Origin of the sequence: Paenibacillus oryzae, assembly GCF_001675045.1 — a bacterium.
Classification (GTDB): Bacteria; Bacillota; Bacilli; order Paenibacillales; family Paenibacillaceae; genus Pristimantibacillus; species Pristimantibacillus oryzae.
Map to the genome: position 1 here is coordinate 1 of NZ_LYPA01000048.1, position 23,917 is coordinate 23,917.

Annotated in this window: 17 protein-coding genes; 6 read left to right on the forward strand and 11 right to left on the reverse strand. The window is 52.3% G+C overall.

What is annotated here, in order from left to right:
• Positions 1–145: 145 nt before the first annotated feature.
• Entirely contained in the window at positions 146–1,039 is an 894-nt protein-coding gene (galU, locus tag A7K91_RS09885) for a UTP--glucose-1-phosphate uridylyltransferase GalU (protein WP_068682184.1), read from the reverse strand.
• A 229-nt stretch (positions 1,040–1,268) separates the two neighbouring features.
• Between galU and trxB the strand changes: the two genes are divergently transcribed.
• Together trxB and A7K91_RS09895 are read left to right on the forward strand one after the other, a co-directional pair.
• Positions 1,269–2,210, forward strand: a complete 942-nt coding sequence (gene trxB / locus A7K91_RS09890; protein WP_068682185.1) for a thioredoxin-disulfide reductase — start codon at positions 1,269–1,271, stop codon at positions 2,208–2,210.
• 295 nt (positions 2,211–2,505) lie between these two features.
• Positions 2,506–4,428 (forward strand): glycoside hydrolase family 13 protein, encoded by a 1,923-nt coding sequence (locus A7K91_RS09895; RefSeq protein WP_082967351.1) that lies wholly within the window; start codon positions 2,506–2,508, stop codon positions 4,426–4,428.
• Positions 4,429–4,539: 111 nt separating this feature from the next.
• Here A7K91_RS09895 and A7K91_RS09900 read toward each other — a convergent pair whose 3' ends face one another.
• From A7K91_RS09900 to A7K91_RS09915, 4 genes are all read right to left on the reverse strand, one after another.
• Positions 4,540–6,366, reverse strand: a complete 1,827-nt coding sequence (locus tag A7K91_RS09900) for an alpha-amylase family glycosyl hydrolase (RefSeq protein WP_068682186.1) — start codon at positions 6,364–6,366, stop codon at positions 4,540–4,542.
• Positions 6,363–7,199: a sugar ABC transporter permease gene (locus tag A7K91_RS09905; protein WP_068682187.1), complete on the reverse strand. Its 837-nt coding sequence runs from the start codon at positions 7,197–7,199 to the stop codon at positions 6,363–6,365. Before A7K91_RS09905 ends, A7K91_RS09900 begins: the two co-directional genes overlap by 4 nt.
• Positions 7,196–8,509: a carbohydrate ABC transporter permease gene (locus A7K91_RS09910; protein WP_068682188.1), complete on the reverse strand. Its 1,314-nt coding sequence runs from the start codon at positions 8,507–8,509 to the stop codon at positions 7,196–7,198. The genes A7K91_RS09905 and A7K91_RS09910 overlap by 4 nt, the downstream gene beginning before the upstream one ends.
• A gap of 253 nt (positions 8,510–8,762) precedes the next feature.
• Positions 8,763–10,076, reverse strand: coding sequence for a sugar ABC transporter substrate-binding protein (locus tag A7K91_RS09915; protein ID WP_068682190.1), 1,314 nt, complete (start codon positions 10,074–10,076; stop codon positions 8,763–8,765).
• Between the two features lie 414 nt (positions 10,077–10,490).
• Here A7K91_RS09915 and A7K91_RS09920 point away from each other — a divergent pair, with 414 nt between their 5' ends.
• The 3 genes from A7K91_RS09920 to A7K91_RS09930 all read left to right on the forward strand — a co-directional run bounded on the left by A7K91_RS09920 (position 10,491) and on the right by A7K91_RS09930 (position 14,559).
• The gene (locus A7K91_RS09920) at positions 10,491–11,513 is read left to right on the forward strand and encodes a LacI family DNA-binding transcriptional regulator (RefSeq protein WP_068682192.1); all 1,023 of its coding nucleotides are present in this window, start codon (positions 10,491–10,493) and stop codon (positions 11,511–11,513) included.
• Between the two features lie 11 nt (positions 11,514–11,524).
• Positions 11,525–13,519: a glycoside hydrolase family 15 protein gene (locus A7K91_RS09925; protein WP_068682194.1), complete on the forward strand. Its 1,995-nt coding sequence runs from the start codon at positions 11,525–11,527 to the stop codon at positions 13,517–13,519.
• Between the two features lie 605 nt (positions 13,520–14,124).
• The gene (locus A7K91_RS09930) at positions 14,125–14,559 is read left to right on the forward strand and encodes a Dps family protein (RefSeq protein ID WP_068682196.1); all 435 of its coding nucleotides are present in this window, start codon (positions 14,125–14,127) and stop codon (positions 14,557–14,559) included.
• 83 nt (positions 14,560–14,642) lie between these two features.
• Here A7K91_RS09930 and A7K91_RS09935 read toward each other — a convergent pair whose 3' ends face one another.
• The 6 genes from A7K91_RS09935 to A7K91_RS09960 all read right to left on the reverse strand — a co-directional run bounded on the left by A7K91_RS09935 (position 14,643) and on the right by A7K91_RS09960 (position 23,170).
• Positions 14,643–17,414 (reverse strand): ABC transporter permease, encoded by a 2,772-nt coding sequence (locus tag A7K91_RS09935; protein ID WP_068682198.1) that lies wholly within the window; start codon positions 17,412–17,414, stop codon positions 14,643–14,645.
• Positions 17,411–18,106, reverse strand: coding sequence for an ABC transporter ATP-binding protein (locus A7K91_RS09940; RefSeq protein WP_068682200.1), 696 nt, complete (start codon positions 18,104–18,106; stop codon positions 17,411–17,413). The genes A7K91_RS09935 and A7K91_RS09940 overlap by 4 nt, the downstream gene beginning before the upstream one ends.
• Positions 18,107–18,191: 85 nt before the next feature.
• The gene (locus A7K91_RS09945; protein ID WP_068682202.1) at positions 18,192–19,586 is read right to left on the reverse strand and encodes a sensor histidine kinase; all 1,395 of its coding nucleotides are present in this window, start codon (positions 19,584–19,586) and stop codon (positions 18,192–18,194) included.
• Positions 19,583–20,296, reverse strand: coding sequence for a response regulator transcription factor (locus tag A7K91_RS09950; protein ID WP_068682207.1), 714 nt, complete (start codon positions 20,294–20,296; stop codon positions 19,583–19,585). The genes A7K91_RS09945 and A7K91_RS09950 overlap by 4 nt, the downstream gene beginning before the upstream one ends.
• Positions 20,297–20,440: 144 nt before the next feature.
• Positions 20,441–21,079, reverse strand: coding sequence for a fumarylacetoacetate hydrolase family protein (locus A7K91_RS09955; RefSeq protein WP_068682208.1), 639 nt, complete (start codon positions 21,077–21,079; stop codon positions 20,441–20,443).
• A 93-nt stretch (positions 21,080–21,172) separates the two neighbouring features.
• Positions 21,173–23,170: an ABC-F family ATP-binding cassette domain-containing protein gene (locus tag A7K91_RS09960; protein ID WP_068682209.1), complete on the reverse strand. Its 1,998-nt coding sequence runs from the start codon at positions 23,168–23,170 to the stop codon at positions 21,173–21,175.
• Between the two features lie 148 nt (positions 23,171–23,318).
• Between A7K91_RS09960 and A7K91_RS09965 the strand changes: the two genes are divergently transcribed.
• Positions 23,319–23,885, forward strand: a complete 567-nt coding sequence (locus tag A7K91_RS09965) for a guanylate kinase (RefSeq protein WP_082967353.1) — start codon at positions 23,319–23,321, stop codon at positions 23,883–23,885.
• The last annotated feature ends 32 nt before the right edge of the window (positions 23,886–23,917 follow it).

Here is a 23,917-nt window from a genome sequence, read left to right on the forward strand (position 1 = left end):
TCCATTAAAGTGGATAGTTAACACTTCGACAGAGGCTTATGGAAATCCTTGTTAGTTAATTGGTCCGTCGTAGAAAAAAAATGCCGCCGCCAGGCACGAACGTGCAAAGCGTCGGCATCTGTTGCCGCTTTATGTATAGAGCCGTTTACTTCTGCAATGTCGGCAATCCAAGCCGTTCATGCAGGTAGCTGCGAACCTGCTCCGCCAAATCCTCGCGCTCCAGCGCAAAATCAATGGTCGCCTGAACAAAACCAAGCTTGTCGCCCACGTCATGCCTGCGTCCGTCAAAGCGCATGGCGGTTAACGATTCCAGCCGGTTCAGCTCCTGCAAGCTGTCGGTCAGCTGAATTTCGCCGCCTTTGCCAGGCTGAGCCTTCTCCAGCAAATCAAAAATGGCCGGACTAAGCACATAACGTCCCACTACTGCATAATTGGAGGGCGCTTGGCCCGGAGCCGGTTTTTCAACAATATCGCGTACCCTGGCTATCGCCTTTCCTTGCTCGATATCAACAATCCCGTATTTATGGGTTTGATCCCATGGAACCTCCATAACCGCTACAACAGAAGAATTTTCCGCCTGATAAACATCCACCATTTGCTTGATGCAAGGAGGGTTGGAGGTCAAAATATCGTCTCCCAGCAGCACCGCAAAAGGTTCATTGCCGATAAATCTGCGAGCGCACAATACGGCATGGCCGAGGCCGAGCGGCTCCTTTTGCCGGACGTAATAAATATCGGCAAGCTGCGAGATGTCGCGGACTACCTTCAGCATCTCTTCATTATGGCGCGCCTCCAGCTCCGCTTCCAGCTCTACCGATTTGTCAAAATGATCCTCAATTGCGCGCTTGTGCCGTCCGCTTATGATGACTATGCTTTCAATGCCGGATTGTACAGCCTCTTCTACAATATATTGGATTGCAGGTTTGTCGATCAAAGGCAGCATTTCCTTTGGCTGAGCTTTAGTTGCCGGCAAAAACCGAGTGCCTAAACCGCCGGCAGGTATGATAGCTTTCCGGATAACATTATTTTTCACTTGCATTTGCTCCCTCCATAAACGGCTTTAATAATAACCAACATTATAGAAATCATAGGGCGTTATTTTTTCATACTGCCTACATCATACCCTTTTTTCCCAATTCATGCTATCTAAAAGACCCAAGATGAATGTTAGATGAACTGTATTGACAGCTATTACAGTTTGCATTAACGTAAGGACATAAGATTTGCGGAAGCAACGTTTCAGTATATTCTCGAAGGAGGCGCTTTAGATGCGCAAAACAATTATTATTGGTACGGGACCAGCGGGACTAACCGCCGCTATTTATTTGGCAAGGGCCAATCTGGAGCCGCTTGTTATCGAAGGCTGGCAGCCTGGCGGCCAGCTTACCACCACAACCGAGGTTGAAAACTTCCCCGGCTTTCCAGAGGGCATATTGGGCAGCGAGCTCATGTCCAACATGCGCAAGCAAGCTCAGCGATTCGGAGCTGAATTCAAAACCGGCTCCGTCAGCAGCATTGATTTTAGCAAACGTCCCTATACGTTGCAAGTGGAGGGGATCGGCGAGCTTCAAGCGGAATCCGTCATCATTTCCACTGGAGCTTCTGCCAAATATCTTGGCATCCCCGGCGAGCAGGATAATATCGGACGCGGCGTCAGCACCTGCGCAACCTGCGACGGCTTTTTCTTCCGCGGCAAAAAGATTCTGGTCGTTGGCGGAGGAGATTCCGCTATGGAGGAAGCCGGCTTCCTGACCCGCTTTGCGTCAGAAGTGACGCTGGTGCACCGCCGCGAGGAGCTGCGCGCCTCCAAAATCATGCAGGACCGCGCTCGCGCGAATGAAAAAATTTCATGGAGCCTGAACGTGACTCCGCTTGAAATGGTTCCCGGCGAAGTCGGCTTAAAAGGGATGCTGGTGCGGGACAATGTGACCGGCGAAGAAAAGCTGCTTGAGGCGGACGGCGTTTTTGTCGCAATCGGCCATACGCCCAACACCGGCTTCCTTGGCGGGCAAATTACGACCGACGAGCAGGGGTATATCGTTGTGGAGCCAGGTACGGCCCGCACCAATATTCCCGGAGTATTCGCCTGCGGCGACGTCCAGGACAAAAATTACCGCCAGGCCATTACGGCAGCGGGCAGCGGCTGCATGGCAGCGCTGGACTGCGAGCGTTTCCTGGAGGAGCTGTCGCATGACGCTGTTCATGCCTGACCAAGTATAAATTTGTTACAGAAACCCGTCCGTCTAATTAAGGTAGAAGCAGTTTTTTAAATATTCCAAAATTTTATTCATATTGGTATAAAAAAATCTGGTGCGAAGCTCAACATTCATGTATAATAATGGTTGTTGAGAGTTCAAAATATAAAGGCACTGCTACCGCAACCTCTGTTCCTATACGCCTCGCGAGAGCGGCGCTAGGTTAGGGAAAGGTACAACCTCGGTCATTAACCGACGGTTGTGCCTTTTTTCGCGTTATCCAAACTTTTTTAAATGGGAGAGATGTGTCATGTTGCTTGAAGCCGTCTATCATCGTCCGAAACAAAACTGGGCTTACGCCTACGACCACCAAAGCATTCACCTTAGAATCCGCACCAAACGCGGAGATGTTCATGCCGTCGAAGTCATTGCCGGAGACAAATACGCATGGAACGAAACAGTCGTCACCGTACCTATGGCGCTTCTGGCCTCTGACGGCATGTTCGACTATTGGGAAACCTCTCTGGTTCCACCCTTCCGCCGCTTGCGGTATGCCTTTAAGCTGCTGGGAGCAGATTCGACGCTGATAATGACAGAAAGAGGGTTTGTAGAAGATGTTCCCGAAAACTCGCTAAGCTTCTTCGACTACCCCTTCATTAATCCGGCAGATGTCTTCCAGCCGCCTGCGTGGGTTAAAGACGCGGTATTTTATCAAATTTTCCCGGAGCGCTTCGCAAACGGCGATCCGTCATTAAGTCCGGAAGGCGCTCAGCCATGGGGCGGGAAACCAACGCCGGTCAATTTTTTCGGCGGCGATCTTCAGGGCGTAATCAACCATCTCGATTATTTGTCCGAGCTTGGCATCACTGCGATTTATTTTACCCCGTTGTTTGAAGCAACAACCAACCATAAATACGATACCGAGGATTATTTGCAGGTGGACCGCCATTTCGGAACCAACGAAAAGCTGAAGGAATTGGTCGATTTATGCCATGCACGGGGTATTCGCGTATTGCTTGATGCCGTCTTTAACCATTCCGGCCGCACCTTTCCGCCGTTCGTGGATGTACAGCGCAATGGAAAGGATTCCAAATACGCCGACTGGTTCCATGTCCGGGAATGGCCGCTTGAAATCGTCGACGGCGTGCCTACCTACGAAACCTTTGCTTTTGAACCGCTTATGCCCAAGCTGAATACGGAAAACCGGGAGGTCAAGGCCTATTTGCTTGAAGCGGCCCGCTACTGGATTCAGGAGGTCGGGATTGACGGCTGGCGGCTCGACGTAGCCAACGAGGTAGACCATCAATTTTGGCGCGAATTTCGGACCGTCGTCAAAAAAGCCAATCCCGAAGCCTATATTTTGGGAGAAATCTGGCATGACTCCATGGCGTGGCTGCAAGGCGATCAGTTCGATGCGGTTATGAATTATCCCTTCACAAACGCGGCGCTTGATTTTTTTGCTTATGAAAAGCAGGCTGCTTCCAGCTTCGCGGAGGCGATTGGAGCGTTAATTGCAGCTTATCCCCGCCAAGTGACCGAAGCGTCATTTAATTTACTCGGAAGCCACGATACGGCGCGGCTGCTGACCCTTTGCGGCGGCAATACTCAAAAAATGAAGCTGGCGGCCCTGTTCCAGCTCACGTTTCCCGGCGTACCATGCATTTACTACGGCGACGAGGTGGGCATTGACGGAGGCTATGACCCCGATTGCCGCAAATGTATGGAATGGGACCCAGCCAAACAGGACGCCGGATTATTATCCTTCTTCCGCGAAGCTATCGCGCTTCGCAAAGCTCAGCCAGCGCTTCGGGCTTCCGGCCTTACCTTCCTTTATGCCGGCACGGAGCAAAGCGATGGCGGCGCCTTGGCCTATGCACGTTCAGACGATAACGAGCTGCTGCTGATCGCCCTTAACGCCCGTCCTGTTGAAAGCGAGCTTGAGCTTGACCTATTTTCGCTTGCCGGTATTAATCGTGCGGGCGGAGGCGGAGCGATCATCCCGTTTCGCGGCTTCACATCCGCAGCGGCCGACGATTTGGAGGTTCAGCCAAAGGCTCAACCTGCGGCTGGGGAAGACTCCGCAATACACTCTGCGGCAGCCTCTTGGGCCGTGTTGTTTTCGGGCTGTTCCGCTCTGCCCCCCGGCAGCGAGACTTACGCCGATGCAAACGGAAAGCTGGAGCTAACATTAGGCGGGTACGAGTTTGTTGTTCTAAAACGGCAATATTCTTAATTGCAGGTCTTGTAAGTCTTTATTTCATATAATCGCTCAATTGTCTCTGAACAAAAAAGGACGCTTAGAGCAAATCGGCATGTTAGCCAGAATTCCTCAAGCGTCCTTCTTTTATTTTATAATAACGGTGCTATACGGAGGAAGCGTCAAAACGGTTCCCTCCACCGAAGCTTGCGGATTGGAGCTATGCGCCAGCTCGCCAAACCCTCCATAAAAAGTGGACGGCTCAAGCGCTGCCTTATGCTCCTTGCCCGATAAATTATGGACAACCAGCACGCGTTCCTCGCGAGTAACGCGTACATAAGCGCTTAAAGCTTCACTAACACCGTCGCTTGGAGCCGAATCATCCTTGACGGCTTTCAGCTCGTATTCGCCTATCGCGCCGTCACGCAAAGCAGGCTCCGCGTTGCGCCAGGAGATCAGCATACGGTAATGCTCCAGCAGCGAGCCCTCCACTCCTGCCTGCGACTCCACCGACCTATCCCCGGCTTCGCGGTTGTGACGAGAAGCAAGCCATCTGCTCTCTCCTCTTCCGCCAGCAGGGTCGGCATACCATAACATCGGCTCGCGTATATATTCATCCGGCTTGACGCCTTTCATTCCAATTTCCTCTCCATAATAGAGATAAGGCGTTCCCGGAAGCGTCAACAGCAGCGCCGCCGCCATCTTTGCATGGTTTATATTGCCGTTCAGGACGCTCATTACTCTGTTTTGATCATGGTTGCTTAGAAACGGGGCATCCAGAAAACTGCCGCCCGAGGACTGCTCATAAGCCCGATGAATCCTCCCCAGTGAAAAAGCGAGATCGGGATCGCTTTCGTTCCTCGCCGCGCCGAGCAGCTTGCCCGCCAGGTCAAAATGGAAAGCGGAATCCAGAGCCTGATCAAAATAAGGAGCAATAATGGAAGCGGAATCCCAGACCTCACCGATCAAATAGGCATCAGGATTAACCTCGTTAAGTCCTTGGCGGAACTCCTGCCACCATGCCCGGTTTGCCGCCTGCACCTCTGGCGAGCTTGCCGTTGATTTGAAATCGCCGTAAACATGTTTGGCTGCATCCAGCCGGAAGCCATCCAGCCCTTGCCCCAGCCAATATTGCCCGATCCGGATCATTTCCTTCCGCACGGCCGGCTCGTCGAAGTTCAAATCCGGCATGCCGCTCCAGAAGATGCCCAAATACCGGCCGCCGTCATAGCTGTGCCACGGATTGCCATCCACCGCTCCGTCTGCGGGAACTTTATCCTGCTCCGAAGCGAATGTATACCAGCTGCGGTAAGGACTGGCCTCATCCGCCAGCGCTTCCTTGAACCAGGGATGCTGACTGCTGGAATGATTAACGACCAAATCCATAATGACCCGAATGTCGCGTTTTTTGGCTTCGGCAAGCAGATTATGCAAGTCCTCCAGCGTTCCGTAGTCGGGATTAATGGCGTAGTAGTCGGTAGTGTCGTATCCGTGATAGCTTGGCGACTCCAGAATGGGCATCAGCCAAATGCCGCCTATGCCAAGCTCCTGCAAATAATCCAGCTTTTCGGCAACGCCCCGAAGATCGCCAATGCCGTCCCCGTCGCTGTCATAAAATGATCTTACGAATATTTCATAAAAGACGACTGAGGGCTGTTCATCCACATCATAGAGCGGAGCGCCAGCAGACTCCGCGTCAGCGGAATGGGAGTTGCTGCTCCCTGCTTCAGCTGCCTCAGCAGAATGCTTACCGTCGGCCCCTGCTTCGCCCGCTCCGGAGGAATGATTCACAGCATGCCCTGCTTCGCCCGCTCCGGCCTTGTGCTCCGCCTCGCCAGCCCGGTCTCCTGGCCTGGCGCTCTCCTTGAAGCCGGAGCCGTCGCCGTCCGTTTTTGAACAGGCGCCAAGGGGCAGAATCAGGCATACGAGCCATATAACCAGCGCAGCGAGCCCGATATTTCGCCCCGCCTTCATCCCTTGGAGGCTCCTGCTGTCAGACCCTGCACGAGGAAGCGCTGAAGGAACAGGAACAGAATTGTAATAGGAATCGCAATAATGACACAGCCCGCCGCAAACATCGTGAAGTTGCTATTTTGCATGGAGCTGATCAATTCGTACATGCCGACGGCCACCGTCATGTTTTCTTTGGATCGCAGCACCAATCGCGCAAAAATAAAGTCGCCCCATACCCCCGTAAAGGAGGTTAACGCCACATACGTCAAAATCGGCCTGGATAACGGCAGCATGATTTTTACAAAAACCTGCAGATGGCTTGCCCCATCAATGCGGGCCGCCTCGTCCAGACTGCGCGGAATGGTATCATAATAGCCTTTTACAATAAAGCCGCCCAGCGCCGCGCCCGCGGAATAAACCAGAATCATTGCGGCATGGGTGTCCAGCAAATTGACCTGAAGCAAAATAATGTAGATGGCGATCATGCTCATAAAGCTTGGGAACATGCCCAGAATCAGCATAACCGTCAGCATGCTTTTGCGCCCCCGGAACCGGAAACGCGACAACGCATACATACTCAGCGTAACCAGAATAACGGAAAAAACCATCGTAAAGCAGGCGATTTTGAGCGTATTCAGGTACCAGATGCCAAACGTATATTGCGTGCTCGTAAACAGCTCGATGTAGTGCTCAAACGTCCATTCCCGAGGCCAAAAATGCTTGCTGTACAACGAGCCGCCGGGCCGGAACGAGGAAACGACAACCCAAAGCGCCGGATATAGCGCGCATACGGCCAAAATGATAAGCGTCAGGTAGCTGAAGGTCAGGCGCACAACGCTGTTCCTCTTTTTCATGACAGCATATCCTCCTCTTTAAACGACTTGGAGCGGCGGAAGCTCCAGATAGAAATGCCGGCAATCATAATAAAGATGAGAATGCCGATTGCAGCCGACATATTGTATTTGTTATTGACCAGCGTCAAATTGAACAGCCAGGTTACAAGCAGGTCGGTGGAGCCTGCGAATTGATATTCGCCTTTTGCCGGCCCTCCGCCCGTCATTAAATAAATAACATTAAAATTGTTGATATTGCCCGCAAACTGCATAATGAGAATCGGCGCTGTCGCAAACAGGATATACGGCATTGTTATAATGCGGAATTGCTGCCTTCTGCTAGCTCCATCCACCTCTGCCGCTTCGTACAGATCGCGCGGAATTGCTGTCAGCACACCCATAACAAGCAGCATGCTCACCGGAATGCCGATCCACATATTAACGAGAACCAGCGTAACCTTCGCCCAGAACGGATCAGTCAGCCACGGCAAACCGTCGAGTCCAAAATAAGCAAAATATTGATTGATGGGGCCAAACTTGGCATTAAAAATATTGCGTAGGATCAGCAGTGAAATGAGCTGCGGGATGGCGTACGGAATAATAAACAGGGTACGCCATAGTTTTTTGAAGCGGATGCCCTTGGATTCCACCAGCAAAGCAACGAGGATTCCTCCGAAATAACAGGTGACGGTCGCCAGAATCGCCCAGATAATTGTCCAGACCAAAACGCCGTAAAACGTCTTGCTCCACGATTTCATCTGCAGCAAATCAATAAAGGATTGAAAGCCGACCCAATCCACCAGCTTGGCGGGCGGTATATGGTTAGGCGCCGAATAATTCGTAAACGCCAGCATAATCGAAAACAAAATAGGCATGATTGTAAAAAACAACACGCCCAGCACCGGTATAAACAGCAGGAAATACGGAAAATGATGAACCGTTACATTCCTCCACGACTCGACAAAGTTTGGAACCCGTTTCCCTTCATCGCGTTTTTTGCCATTTTGATAGGCATCATAAATATTGGAAGCATAAATGATGGCAAACACAATAAATACAAGGAGCACAATAATACCGTTCAGCATCAAAAAGATGGAATGATCGCCCTTGACAAGCTGGGTCGCCTTGCCCACCTTTACAAATTTTTGCGTCGTTTCCCCCAATGTGGCAAGGCCCCATAAAGCGCCGCCGAGACGCGGGATCAAGTAATAAAGACCTAACCCTTGAACAAGCATAAAAATAATGCCCTTCAGCCATTGCCGGTTGTACAATTGACCAAGCCCTTGCAGCACAATCGACAGGACGGCCGCAGTTATGCGATGCCGTTTCATATTTTCCCAGCTCCTCTCCCCAATATGCAGTAATAAGAAGGGGCTGCCCGAAAAGTCTGTTACGGTGAATCATTATTCAGCAAAACCAGTCCCTCCCGGAAAAGGGTGTCTTGGAAGCTCAAACATTTTTGCGCGCAAAAAAACTCGCCCTCAAGACACCCTTTCCCGTCCGCTTCCCTCTGCTGAATAATGATTCGTTCCACTTGACTTTTTGGGCAGTCCCGCCAATGAATTCGTTATAACATGCAGGGCGTTAGTTGGCCCCGATGCTGTCCTTGATTTGGGAGACGGCATTATCCAGCGCCGTTTTGGCATCCTTGCCGTCATTCCAGATTTCCGAAATGGCGGACGTAATCGGATTCCATACGCTGCCCATTTCCGGAATGGACGGCATCGGCGTGGAGTTTTCAAACTGGGCAAGGAAACCTTTTGTCACCTCGTCATTGGATACCGCCGGGTCATTCGCTGCCTCCTTGTTCGCAGGGATCAGACTGTTTTGCTGGAAGTTTTTCATTTGCGCTTCCTTGGTTGAGAGGAACCGCGCCAGCAATTGCGCCGCCTGCGGATATTTGGAATTCGCGTTGACATAATAAGCTTGCACGCCGGAGAAAGAAGTCATGGGATTGCCTGCAACCTTCGGAAGCGGTGCTACGCCAAAGTTCAAGCCGGCAGCCTTGTAGTCTGCAATTGCCCAAGGGCCGTTAATATCAAGTGCAAGGGAGCCCTCCAGGAACAAGCCCTTTTTAATATCGAAGTCGATATCTCCGGTATTCAAAGGAAGCAGCTTTTGCTTGATTTCCTGCAGGAATTTCGCGCCTGCAACAGCCCCGTCATTGTTCAGGCCGATATCGGCGCTGTTTGTATTGTCGTCGCCAAACATATATCCTCCCTGGGAGGCAAGGAAAGCGAAGTTGTAATAAAACTGCTGCAGCTCCCATGCAAATGCATATTTATGCTGCGACGGGTCGTTAAAGGTTTCGGCAAAAGCAAAAACGTCGTCAAACGTTTCGGGCGCTTCCGCAATGAGGTCCTTGTTATAAATCAGGGCATAGGTTTCAACCGAGCGGGGATAACCGTACAAAATGCCATCATACGATACGGCCTTGACCGCATTTTCAACATTCTCCGCTACCACTTCGTCCTCAAACACTGTATTGGGCAAAAGCAAACCTGCCGTCGCCGCATTGCCGAGATGGTCATGAGGGAATAAAAGAACATCGGCGGCAAGTCCGGCGGGGCCATCCGTCATCAGCTTGCTGACCTGATCCGTATTGCCAACCTCTTCAAACTTGACCGGAACTCCGTATTCCGCTTCAAAGGCTTTGCCCATTTCCTCCAAAAACGCTTTTTGGTTATTGGCATCCCAAATAACAAGGCTGGCTCCCGGCTCCGGCGCAAACTCTTCCTCTGCCGCTCCTACTTCATCATTGCCGGGAGCTTCCGTGTTCCCTGTTTCGCTGCTTGCCGCCGGACTGGCATTCCCGCCATTTCCTCCGTTGCCGCCTCCGCTGCATGCGCTTGTCACCAATAACATAGATGCAGCCATCAAAACCATCCACTTTTTCATTGCTTGATCCCCTTCCCATCGTTTAATACTCTTTGCCTGACGCAACGACCTTTCGCTAAACGCCTTTTGCTTGTAATACAGCCCTTTACCGTTTGAACAAACGTTTGCTCAAAATTCGAAAAACAGTCGCTTATCAATGAATCGAACCCCTCTAACAACTATTTCCATGTCGTTTATATCAATTGTAAGCGCTGCAATTCTGTAATCACTATACATCAGCCTATCCCGTTTGTTAAAACGTTTGCACAAACTGTTTTTCCTTATATAAGCAGGTTTTTGCCGGTTTATCTTTTGTTTTCTCTTCCGTTCTCAGTTTTTCGCTATTTGTGTCTCTGAAGGCAATCAGGCTATACTTACAGGTAACAGGTGTGCAATCGTTATTTCATGCTACTGCATTGGGGGCTTCGAAGGAATATGATAACCATTAAAGATATCGCCAAAGCGGCGAATGTATCGCCTTCCACCGTATCTCGGGTGGTATCGGGGCATACGCGCATCAGCAAGGCAACCACCGACAAGGTTAAGCGGATTATGGAGGAGATGGGCTACCATCCCAACGCAATGGCCAAAAGCCTGGTCTCCAAAACGACCAACACGCTTGCCATTCTTCTCCCCCGCCCCGCGGAGGAGCTGTTTCAGGACCTTTTCTTCGGCGAGCTTCTGCGCGGCATTCTTGCCCAATCCTCCAAAGCAGGCTACGACATGCTGCTATCCGCGGCAACGTCGCCGCAGGATGAAAACGATACGATTTCCCGGCTTGTATTCGGTCGCAGGGTCGACGGCATTATATTGCTGTCCGCTCGCATCAACGATCCCTTGATCGCTATGCTGGATTCGCATCAATTTCCTACGGTGCTGATCGGACGCGACGAAAACTGCTCCACTATATTGACCGTAGACAACAACAATGAGCAAGTTGCATTTGACGCAACCCAGCATCTCATCCAGCAAGGACATGGGCGTATCGGCTTTGTCAGCGGCCCGCCCGATTTGACCGTATCGCGGGACCGCATGGCGGGTTATCGCCGCGCGCTGGAGGAAGCCGGTCTGCCCATTCGGAGCGAGTGGATCGTCGAAGGAGATTTTTTACAGCATAGCGGCTACCGCGCCATGTCCTCCATTATGGAGCTGCCTGAGCGCCCGGATGGTCTGGTCGTCATCGACGACGTTGTCGCCTTTGGCGTTCTTCGCGGCTTAAACGAGCTGGGTTATCGCGTACCTGAGGATATAAGCCTGGTCAGCTTTAACAATATTGCCCTGTCGGAGCTTGCTACTCCGCCAATCAGTTCCGTTGACATCGGCACGTATCAGCTCGGGTACACGGCATCCCAGCAATTGATTCGGCTCATTCAGGGCGAGCATCATTTCCAGAGGCGGACGCTCATCCCCCATCGGCTTGTCGTCAGGGAATCATCTATCCGTCATTATCACAAATAGGAGCTGACAAAATGTCCAACACCAACAAGCCTTATTTGATTGACGCTATTATCGGAAATTCTTCACTCCTTGCTTCGCTTGGGCGAAACGGCAGACTGCATAGAATGTGGTGGCCTCATATCGACACGCCTCAGCATATCGACGCCATGCGAACAGGCATCGCTTATGAAGACGGCCGTCTTTCCTGGTTCGATGATGAGGAAAGCGGCTGGCGGCATAGCTGCGCATACGCCGAACGCAGCAACACCGTTGCCATTGCGGCAATCCATGATACGGAGCCTTTGGCTGTCGACACCCTGCATTTTGCCGTTCCCGGCCAAAATCTGCTTGTTCGTCAATACACCTTTACAAACAGGGGGACTAGTCCCGCCTCCTTTCATTTTGTCGTGCATTCTTCCTTTTTGATTAGCGAAAATACGCTTTACAACACCACCATGTTTAACGAAAACGACGATGCATTGATCCATTTCCGGCACCGTTATTTTTTTGCGCTTTCCAGTGCAAACGTATGCAGTAAATTTCAGGCAGGGCTTCCATGGCATGAAATGACGGGCGGAGCATTACAAAAGCTGAGCGGGAAAACCATCGAAATGAGCGGAGACGGCGCTATGGCGTGGCAAATTAACGGACTGGAGCCCGGGGCATCCGTAACTATTCCTCTATTTATCTCTGCCGGACATAACGAGCCGGAGGCATTGCAGGCGCTAAGGGAAGCAAAAGGTAAAGCAGCAGCCGAGTGGGCCGCCTTAACCAACGCGTATTGGCACGGCTATTTGGAGGAGGCAGCGCCTTGCCCGCTTCCCGATATTAAAATCCGTTCCTTGTATGAACGCTCCCTGCTTATGTTCAAGCTTATGGCGGATCGCGATAGCGGCAGTATCATAGCAGCCCCTGAATTCGACGAGCATTTCAGCCGCTGCGGGGGGTATTCCTTCTGCTGGGGCAGGGATGCCGCGTTTATTACGTCGGCGCTGGATCGGGCAGGGTTATACGAGCTATCGGAGTCCTTCTATGAATGGACGCTTCAAGCCCAGTCTCCGGACGGCTCATGGCAGCAGCGCCATTATCACGACGGCTCGCTGGCTCCTTCCTGGGGCTTGCAGATTGACGAAGGAGCTTCGATTCTGTGGGGCATGAGGCAGCATTATTTGGTTAAGAAAGACGAGGAGTTTGCCCGAAGGGTGTGGCCGGCCGTGGAGCGCGGAGCAGAGTTCCTTGAAGCGTTCCTGGACCCGGACAGTGGCTTGCCGCGGCCCAGCATTGACCTGTGGGAGGAACGCGAGGCTTCCCATACCTATTCCTCCGCTGCCGTATATGGCGGACTCATGGCAGCAGCCGACTTTGCCCGAGACGCAGGGGAAATCGCAAAGGCAGAACGTTGGAGTAATGCTGCAGCCGGCATAGCGCAAGCCATTAATGAAACCTGCTGGAACGCGGATGCGCAGAGCTACTTCCGGGGACTGCATCTCACCGTTCCACAAAGCCATTATGAGGAAGCTGTGGCCACTGGCAAATCGGGTTTTACACAGAAGCTGAACAAAGGTTATGTACGTCATGTGCTGAAGCACGATGATATGCCCGATATTAGCCTGCTGGGCATCTCACATCCATTTGGAGCCGTTGCCCCGGACAGCGAGCAAATGCGCAGCACGGCAGATGCACTGGAAGCGGCTTTGACCGTCCCCCTCGTAGGCGGCATCAAACGGTACGGCGACGATCATTACATCGGAGGCAACCCGTGGATTTTGACTACCCTATGGCTTGCGCAATACCGGATTGCATCAGGTGAGCCGGATAAGGCGCAACAATGGCTGGACTGGGCAATAAACCACGCCACGGAAACCGGTCTGCTGCCTGAGCAAATAGACAAAAACACAGGCGAGACCGCTTGGGTCGTTCCTCTGACCTGGTCGCATGCCATGTTTGTATCAACGGTTCATATGATGGCCGAAGCAAAAATCTTGCAGCCTACCTGCGAATCGCAGTCAACCTCGGCATCATTGTAGTCATTTATTGCACAGGCTGGTTTTTTAACCGGAACCTTTAACCATTTCATAGCTAAAAGCCGCCGTTTTTTACTCAAGGCGGCTTTTTAAATATCTTCTTTTCTGGTTCATCCTAATAATCTGCGTTTGGCATTATCTGTCTTCTGTCGGTCATTCATGACCGTTACAGAGTAAAAATTCTGGATTTCTCTTGAGAAACGGTCACTCGTGTCCATTAGAGCTCTGATGTGGCGCATATAAGCGGGATTTGGGCATGTTACGGACGCCAATGTCCACTACACATTTATTTTACGTCGAAAACAACTCCTACCGGTCATCCTTGTCCGCAGGAATGGGGCTCCCACAAAAATCCTTAGCGCTCCTCAATAGAGTAGCTTGATATCCTTTTCAAGCTTGATATCTCCTTCAAAGACTTGACAAATGATTATTAATTTATAATAATTATAAATAAGGATTTAGTATAAGTCTTTATTTGATGCGATAAAGTGCCGATTATGGCTCATTATCATTTAACCAGGGTAACAAACTTCACTGATTCATCATCTTCCGACATGTTTAAATAAGGACATAACGGAGCAAACCAATAAGAGAAAGGATGATTTAACATGACTATTCAACAACATCTCAACCGTCAAATCGCAAACTGGAGCATTCTTTACATTAAGCTGCATAACTACCACTGGTATGTCAAAGGCTCGCAATTTTTTACGCTGCACGAAAAGTTTCAGGAGTTTTATGAAGAAGCCGCGCTGCATGTCGATGAAATCGCCGAGCGTCTGCTTGCCGTTAAAGGCCAGCCGCTTGCCAAAATGAGCGATTATTTGGAGGCATCCAGCATTAAGGAGGCAGGAGGCAATGAAACGGCGGTGGAAATGGTGGATCAATTGATTCACGATTTCTCCGTTATCATCGAGGAGCTGAAGGCGGGCATGGCTGCCGCACAGGAGGCCGGCGACGAAACCACTGCCGACATGCTCCTTGCCATTCATACCACGCTTGAAAAGCATGTTTGGATGCTCAGCGCCTTTAACGGAAGATAAGGAAGACGCAACGGCCGCCCCTCCCTCCGGTTTTAATTGCCGGAAGTGAAGGGCGGCCGTTGTTCTTTTCAAAAAAACCATTCTTAATCTTCGTTCATTCGCAGCGCATCGGCGGCTTTCAGACGAAGCGCCGCTTTGGCGGGCAGCATATTGAGCAGCAGCGACAGAAGTAGCAGGGTGCCTAATATCGGCAGTACGACTTCGTATGGGTACGAGATAGCAAGAGCTTGCTCGTAATCCGGCACATCGCGCTGGGCTGCGCCTATAAACAGCTGCGAGCCGGTAGAGCCGATGGCCCACCCTGTCAGCAAGCCCGCTCCGCTAATGAAAAGCCCCTCCAGCACAAAGATCCAATAAAGCTGTTTGCCGGGAACGCCAATACACCTCATCATGGCGATTTGCTTGCTTCTCTCTCTTACAGATCGGAACTGTACAACAGCAAGTCCCATCAAGCTGATCAAGCCCGAAAAAGACGCAAAGCCTACAAAGCTGTAGACAAGCCGTTTTGTAAAAAACTCTTGCGCCCCGTTATTCAGATAAGGAACCGTAAAGTTCATTACGCCCCCCACGGCAAATCTTTGCTCCAGCTCCTGAGACAAGCCCACATCCCTGTAATCAAAGCGGAGCAGCACAAAGCCTTGCGTATTTTGATTGCTCCACTTGAACCCGAATTCCGAAAGCTCCTCGGCAACCGAAGCATGCATATAAGTCGTATTATAAAAATCGATCTGGTGCTGTTGGGCCTCCGGAGGCAGAAACCCAGCGATACGGAACGTTACGGCAGCGCCTTGCTCCATAGGCTCGTTCTCCATCCGCAGCTGCTTGTGAATAAATACCGGAAGCGTCACTTCGTCTCCTGCTTTAAGGGAATGCCACCCCGGCAAAGACTCTACTTCCTTAATAAAGGCCATCGGCAGCACAATGGAATCGGGATTATTCAGTACGCTCTCCCACGCCTCCTGATCGCTTCCGAATTCAGGGGAGCGTCCGGCTAGAGGAGGAAGCTCGCCTTGGAGCAGCTCCTCTGTTACCGGAATGACTGCTTTTGCCAAGCCCTCTTCATTTGGGCCCAGATTCAGCATAAAAGGCTCCACAGCCAACATACCGTCTATTACGCCTGCAATATCGGGATCTAACCGTGCGACGTTCAAAATTTTCTCCCGCTCCGTCTCGCTTTGATAAGGCGCATAACCTCCGCTGCCAAGCACCGTTTGCGGAACGCGATGCACCGATTGCATAGCGGTCACCAGGCTTATGATGGTAACAGTCATCGTCACGATCATCATAATCAGGCTGAACAGGAGCGAGGTTGTATAAATGCGTCCCATCCCGTTACGAGGATATTTGACTGCCAGCATCAGAGATAGCTGCGGTATGCCGATCCGCTTCAACAAGGCAATCAAGGGTCTCTCAAGCTTGCCAACGGCATAAATAACGGCAGCCAATATTGCGCAGCAGGTACCAAGCCAGGTAATTATAATCAAGGGCATATTGCCCTCCTTGCTTAGATCGGGAGGAAAAAGAAACGTCAGACCAAAATGAAAGAGGACGGCATAGCAGCTCAAACCAATAAGCAGCCAGCGGAGGACCCTGGATTTTCTTTTACGAGGCCCGCCGTTATTGCCCGCTCCTCTGAGCGCTTCCACTGCGCTGAATTTCCCCGCCTTTCTTGCAGAGAGCACTGAAACCATTCCAAGAAAAGCGAATACTAGCGCAAACAACAACAAAACTCCTATCCACGAAATATGAGGTTCAATAAGTATCGCTTGCCCCACCATCCGCTTAAGCTCATCATGATAACCCCCATAAAACAGAGAGACAAACGCAAAGCCGGCCCCAATACCGGCAGCGCAGCCGACCAATGAGCTAAGCAGCGACAGAAGCATGGCTTCCATTGCAAACATGCCTGCAACTTGCCTCCCTGATAAACCAATGGCCTTTAAAACACCATACATTTCACGGCGGGAATCCGCGATCATAATTAGCACCTGACGCATAAACAGCATGCTGGAGAAAATGGCTACAGCACTAATAAAGCCGATAATCAGGGTGAAATTCATTTTTCGGCCCGTGCTGCGCAATTCTTTTTTCAAATAGTGGACATTGTAATCTACCTCTTCAATCCGAAACATGGCATCTTCGGATATATCGGGATTATCCGAGCCCGACAGGATGGCAGGATATACCCCCTCAGGCAAGCCCTTTAACTCACGGACCAGGCTTTCCGCAACAATAACCGTTCCTCCATAAACTCCGCCTTCGGCAAATCCGGTCAGCCCCTGCTCCTTCACAACATCTCTGACCCGCAGCAGCCTGTCCGATTCCCCCGCTTCCAGGCTGATGACATCGCCCTTGGCAGCGCCAAGCAGCTCCGCCGTTGCCGCGTTCAGAATAACCTCGTCATCGCCAACTGCTTCTCTCCATAAACTGGCGCGGCTTGGGCTTGGATCAAAGTTAGCCGCCGCTTCGCCAGGATAACTGATTGCCAATACGGATTTTACGACAGATATCTTATTGTCGTCTCCATCCTCCATTCGCAGCGTCACTTCGCTGGACACATATGGAAGCATTTTATAGGAGTCGGTTACTCGTTCCCCCGCTTCTACCAGCTTGTCCACCTGCTCTTGCGTAAAACCAGGAAGTTGATCATCGGTTGGCTTCAGCATCCAGGTTATCGGCCCAAGCTGCCGGTCAATGGTCTTTTGAATGCTATATTGCAGCGAATCATAATTGACGAAAGTAACGGCTATCAGTATAGCGCCTATCGCTCCAGCTCCAATGGTGAGCAGCGTCTGCCGCCAATTTCGGAGCAAATTGCTCCATGCCATTCGCCAAATCATGCCGGCCCCCATCATGGCCCGTTTCCTCCATCATGAAGAATGCGGCCGTTCCGCATGCTGATTGTCCGGCTGCATCTGCCCGCCACTGCCGGATCATGGGTAACGATGACGATCGTTGTTCCATGATGCTTGTTCAGCATTTCCAGCAAACCAATAATCTGGTCCGCCGTATGAGTATCCAATGCTCCCGTAGGCTCGTCCGCCCATATGATTTCCGGATTGCCAACGATCGCTCTGGCAATCGCTACCCGCTGATTTTGCCCGCCTGAAAGCTGGGAAGGATATTTGCCGGCTTTGTCTCCAAGCCCAACCTCCTTAAGCGCCTCCAGCGCCCGCTCCTTCGCCTTGCCGGTTGGCGCGCCGGACGCAATAAGCGGAAGCGCCGCATTTTCCCATGCCGTCAACACAGGGATCAAATGATAGGACTGAAAAACAAAACCCATCTTCTCCAGACGGAGTCTGGCTATTTTTTCATCATCCCATTCATGCAGCGGCGCGTTCCCAATCCATACCTGACCGCTGTCTACCGACTCAATGCCAGCCAATACGTGCAGCAGCGTCGTTTTTCCGCAGCCGGAAGGTCCGGTTACGGCAATCATCTCGCCTTTGCCGATTTCAAGCTGCACCTCTCTCAGCGCACGCGTGGCGGCTTCGCCTATGCCGTACGTTTTTGACAAGCTCTCTACTCGGATTAACACCTGCATCATCACCTCTTGTTCAACTTAATGCCTTAACATTAGCAGAACATTTTGCAATCCTGATGGACTGAATATGCAGAACTTGTGCAGAGGCCTATTCCTCCATCACCGGTATTTTTACCCTGAATATCGCACCCTGTCCGTAAATGCTTCGTACCGTTGCTTCCCCTCCATGCGCACGCGTAAATTCGCGCACGATTGCAAGCCCAAGCCCCAGACCTGCGCTTCGTTCCTTTCGCTGCATGGCATCCGTGGAGGCAGATCGGTAAAAGCGTTCAAAAACGGACTCCAGCTCCTCCTGTTCCATGCCAAGCCCATCATCGCCAATTTCCAGCACAACGCAATTCTCCTCCCTCAAAATACGCGCCTCCACCTTGCTGCGGGCATGACGAAAGGCATTTCCGGCCAGATTGATCACGATTTGTCTAATTCTCGTCTTATCCCCGTAAAGCATTGTGCTGCCGGTATCCTCCAGCCGGTAGACAATACCCCTTTCTTCTCCCTCCACAGCAAGCGTCTCAAACACTTCCTCTACCACCTCAGACCATACAAACCAAGATTTATCCAGCGGCAGGTGTCCGCTCTCCGCAAGCGACAGCTCTTGAAGCTCTCTTACCAGCCTGGTCAAACGAAGCGTTTCGTCATGCAGCGAAGCCGTCTTGGCGGCATCCATCATAGCTCCCTTCTGCAAGGCATGGTCCAGCGTTGTCCGCATAATGGAAATTGGCGTGCGCAGCTCATGGGCTATATCGGCGACCATCCTTCTCCGCACGGTTTCCAGCAATTCATTACGGGCTAATAGTTGACGCACCCCCGCCAAAGCGACAGCCCAAGCTTCATCAGCTTCTGCCTGACCAATCGCCCAGCGCAAGGCCGGGCCATTTTCCCCCCCATGTCCTCTTGAAGCTGCAGCCTTGGCATGTTTCCGCGTCCCTGACGCCCCGGACAGATTCGAGGCAAGCTCCCCCGACAAAAAGATGCGTTCTTTTGCTCTCGCCTTGGCCAAAACACGTTTTCGCCATTCACCGAGGCCATACAGCAGAACCGCCAATCCACCAGGCAAGCCGTATTGCATATAGGCCAGCCCTGAAGGAGCGGCAAAAAAAACCTGAGTATATCCGATAATGCGGCGCTCGCTCATAACGAGAAGCTGGCGCCCAGGACTGAAAGCTGCGTCCTCTCCCAGCAGAACCTCCCGCTTTCCCTCCATATCGATCCAAACAAGAGAAAGCCGGCCTATATCCCCGGCATGCAAATACCCTTGGGCGTTAATCCGCTCTCCCAAACCGTCAACACGGCCCGTCAAATCCATATACATCTGAACATAGCCGTTCCAGAACAGCTCCGTCTTCTGCCGCTCTCCCCGTTCCCAATCCAGAAGCAGCGGACGCAGAAGCAAACCGGCAAACAGCGCAGCCGCAAGGCACGCCAAAACAAGCCGAAGCCGATAAATGGAGCCTGTTCCATCCCTTTTAACGGGCCCTTTCATTTGTTATCCTCCTGCTCCTCCGCAAACCGGTAGCCGACGCCATAAACCGTCTCGATGAGTTGATGCTCCGCTTCGTTATCCCCCAGCTTTCGGCGAAGATTGCGAATATGGGAGTCCATGGTGCGCTCATAACCCAAGTAGTCGTCCCCTAGCGCTTCATCCATTAAATTCGCCCGGGTAAATACTCTGCCGGGATGGCTTGCCAGCTTCCAAAGGAGCTGAAATTCCGTTTTTGTTAACTCCAGCCGCCTTCCATCCAGCTCCGCGGCAAAACGCTCATTGTCCAAAAAAAGCCTGCCCCGGCGCAGCTCATGGACTTCCCGCTTCTCCCCGCTATGACTGGAGGCTTTGCCGGAACGCCTTAGCACCGCCTTAATGCGCGCGCTTAGCTCCCGCAGACCAAACGGCTTGGTTAAATAATCGTCCGCTCCAAGCTCAAGCGCCAGCACCTTGTCGAATTCATCGCCTTTTGCCGTCACCATAATAAGCGGCAGTTTCCAGCTCCGCTCGTTCCGCTTGCAGAAGTCAAGACCGCTTTCCCCTCCCGGCAGCATCCAGTCAACCAATAGGAGCTCCGGCCGATGCTTTTCGATATACGCATCCGCTTCTCCCGGGTCCGATGTACCGTACACCTGTATGCCTTCGCCCGACAAATAGTTGGAGCATTCCCGAAGCAGCGCGCCTTCATCCTCAATCCATAAAACCTTCAATAATTGCCAGCTCCCTTCCCTGCTTTATTCCAAAACACTGCTTTATAGCAAAAAAAAGGCCCGCAAGGAGCTGTTTTCTCCTGCGGGCCGGTCATCCCCGGTATACCAAAACGATCCAGCGGGGCCTTGCTTCGGACACAAGAGCTAGACAAGCCGCACCGAGCAATGTCCCAGCCTGTCCTGCCCCCAAAATGCCTCAAGCCGGTCGCCGTCCTTCAGCGCAGCAACGCCTGCAGGCGTTCCCGTAAAAATAAGATCGCCAGGCCCCAGGCCAAAATGGCCGTCAATATACGTCAACAGCTCCTGCACGCCAAACAGCATGTCGGACGGGCAGCCGCGCTGAGCCACCTCGTCATTGCGAAGCAGCGTAAAGTGGCGGGTCTGCAAAGTCTCCAGTCCCGGAAACGGAATCCATTGGCCGAGCGGAGCCGAGCCTTTAAAGCCTTTGGCCGGAAGCCACGGATGCCCCTTGGTCTTCAATCTGGACTGAACATCTCTTAAGGTAAGATCAAGGCCCAGCGTCAATGCGTCGATGCTCTGCAAAAGCGGAATGCCGCTGCCGCATGCTTCGCCCATTCGGAGCACAACCTCCAGCTCAAAATGAACCTCGCCCGCCCCGCCGGGAAGCTGAATCACTCCGCCATCCATCGCCGCTGCTGAATGAGTTGGCTTAGTGAACACCATCGGCTCATCCGGCACCTCGTTTCCCAATTCCAGCGCGTGCAGCCTGTAATTGCGTCCTATGCAATAAATGTTGCCGATCCTCTCGTCCGTAAGCTTCATACCGTCGCTCCTCCCCATCGCTACCGCGATAGAACCTTCTGACCTTCTGACAACCGCATTTGCCCATCTTGTAAACGCCGTTTCAATCTTGATTTATCCTTTGCGCTGCGCCTCGATTTCTTCAGCCAGCATGTTCAGCTCTGTCCAGCGCTCCATCAGCGACTCCAGCTTTTCCTCCAGCCGGCTCTGCTCCCCGGCCAGCTCCTGCAGCGCTGAGGAATCGCTTGCGCTTTCCTCCATCCTGCGCGCTACCGCAGCCAGCTCCTCTTCAGCATCCTGAATCCATCCGTCAATCGACTCAAAATCCTTTTGATCCTTGTACGACATCTTTAGCGCCCGTTCCTTGCCCCTGGAGCGGCCGCCGCCATCCGGCGTTCCTCCGTCTCCCGAAGCTTTGGCAACGCCGGAGGACGCTGTACCAGAGGATGCTACGGCCTTTGAAGGCTGGGCCGACGATCCAGCGGAGCGGCCCTCTCCGGAATCCGGCAGGCTGCGCTTAACGGCCTGCTCCTGATATTCGCTGTAATTTCCGGTATACAGGTCAATCATTCCATTGCCTTCAAATGCAATTATTTTATCCACGGTGCGGTCCAGAAAATAACGGTCATGGGACACCACAAAAACAACGCCCGGGAAATCATCCAGATAGTCCTCCAAAACGGTCAAGGTTGAAATATCCAGATCATTTGTTGGTTCATCCAGCATCAAAACATTTGGCGCGTCCATAAGCACGCGGAGCAGCTGCAGGCGGCGCTTCTCTCCCCCTGAAAGCTTGCCGATTGGCGTCCACTGCATTGCAGGCGAAAAGAGAAAACGCTCCAGCATCTGTCCAGCGGAAATGGTCGTGCCGTCAGCCGTCTTGACCTGCTCCGCCCCTTCGCGGATATATTCGATGACCCGCTGGCTTTCATCCATTTCCTCGCGCTCCTGCGAAAACCAGCCTAGCCTTACGGTAAGCCCCAGCTCAACCGTTCCGCTATCCGGCTGAAGTCGTCCGGCCAGCAGCTTTAGCAGCGTAGACTTGCCCATTCCGTTGCGGCCAACGATGCCAACCCGATCCTCCGGCACGGCAATATAGCTGAAATCCCGGATCAGCTGGCGGTCGCCCATGCTTTTGCACACCGCCTCGGCTTCCACAATTTTTCGGCCGAGCCGCGAGGATGCCACAGACAGCTCCAGCTTTCCGTTAGCCCCTTTTGGACCGGCTTCCTTCAAGGCCTCGAAGCGGTCAATTCTTGCTTTTTGCTTGGTGGTGCGGGCCTTCGCTCCCCTTCTGATCCAGGCCAGCTCGTTGCGAAGCAGATTTTGGCGTTTGGCTTCGGATGCCGCCTCCCGTTCTTCGCGCTCCAGCTTCAGCTCCAGAAAGCGGCTGTAGTTGGCCTGGTAGAAATGGGCCTCGCCGCGGTCAAGCTCGATTACCCGATTGCTGACGCGGTCGAGGAAATAACGGTCATGCGTAATCATCAGCAGTGCGCCGCGCCGCTTCTGCAGCATGCCTTCCAGCCAGGCGACGGACTCATTGTCGATGTGGTTGGTCGGCTCGTCCAGAATAAGAACATCTGAAGGCAGCAGCAGCGCCGCCGCCATCGCAACCCGCTTGCGCTGTCCGCCGGACATCGTTTCCACCAGGTCATGATGACCGGAAATGCCAAGCTTGCTCAAGGCGGTTTTGGCTTCATTCTCAAGGCCCCACGCATCAAGCTCGTCCATTCTGGCGTTAGCGGCAATCAAGCTGCGCTGCAGCTCCTCACTGCCCGGATTCAGCTCCAGCGCCTCAAGCGCCGCGGAATAAGCCTGGACCGCCTTCAGCTCCCGGGAGTCTCCGCCCAGCACATGCTGAAGCGCCGTTTCGCCGGGCGCAAACACGGGGTCCTGGGACAACATCCGGATAACGGCGCCGCCCGCGACGGAAATATTGCCGGAATCCGGCTGCTCAACGCCTGCAATCACCTTCAGAAACGTCGATTTGCCCGTGCCGTTTACGCCGATGATGCCGATCTTGTCGCCTTCTTCAACGCCAAACGAAACGTCGCGGAACAATATTTTTTCGCCATAGCTTTTGGTTATATTCTCAATTGATAATAAATGCATGCATAAAAACCCACTTTATAAATAATGTTATCTTCTTGATCATCATATCACAAACAGGCCGCGTCAAGCACTCCTCCTCTCTTTTCCCGTTTTTAACAGATTCGGGGCAATGTGACGATATAAAAAATAAGGAAGGAGCGTGACTGACATGGCAACCAAACGTCCCTATATCTTTATATTTACCGGCACCGCAGGCTCTGGCCGCAAAACAACCGCCCATAGAGCGCTTAAGGGCAGAGACGGCATCCAGCATGTGCCCTCCTGCACCGATCGGCCGCCGCGGAGCATCGAGCATCCCGACAGCGATTACCGGTATGTCAGCCCGCAGCAATTCCAGCTTATGCTGCTAAACGATTATTTTGCCGAGCATGTTATCATCGATCGTCATTATTACGGAATCGGCAGACGTTATCTCGAAACGGCGCTGGACACCGGCAATCATGTTTACCTGATAGTAAACCGTGAGGGCAGCGACGCCATTGTTAAAAAATACGGGGACAGAGTCATTCGAATTTTTCTGTACGCGGATAAAAAAACGGTGCAGGAGAGATTGGAAAGCAAAGGCATGTCCTACGGCGTTATCGACAACTACCTAAGCCATTACGGCGAGGAGGTCACCTATCGAAAAAGCTGCGAGCATGTCATTGAAAACGTAGAAATCGAAGGCACGGTTGCCCAAATCCGAAGAATTGTCGAGGATTATATTTCAGAATAAGGCGTGTATGCATACACGCCTTAGGCCGGGGG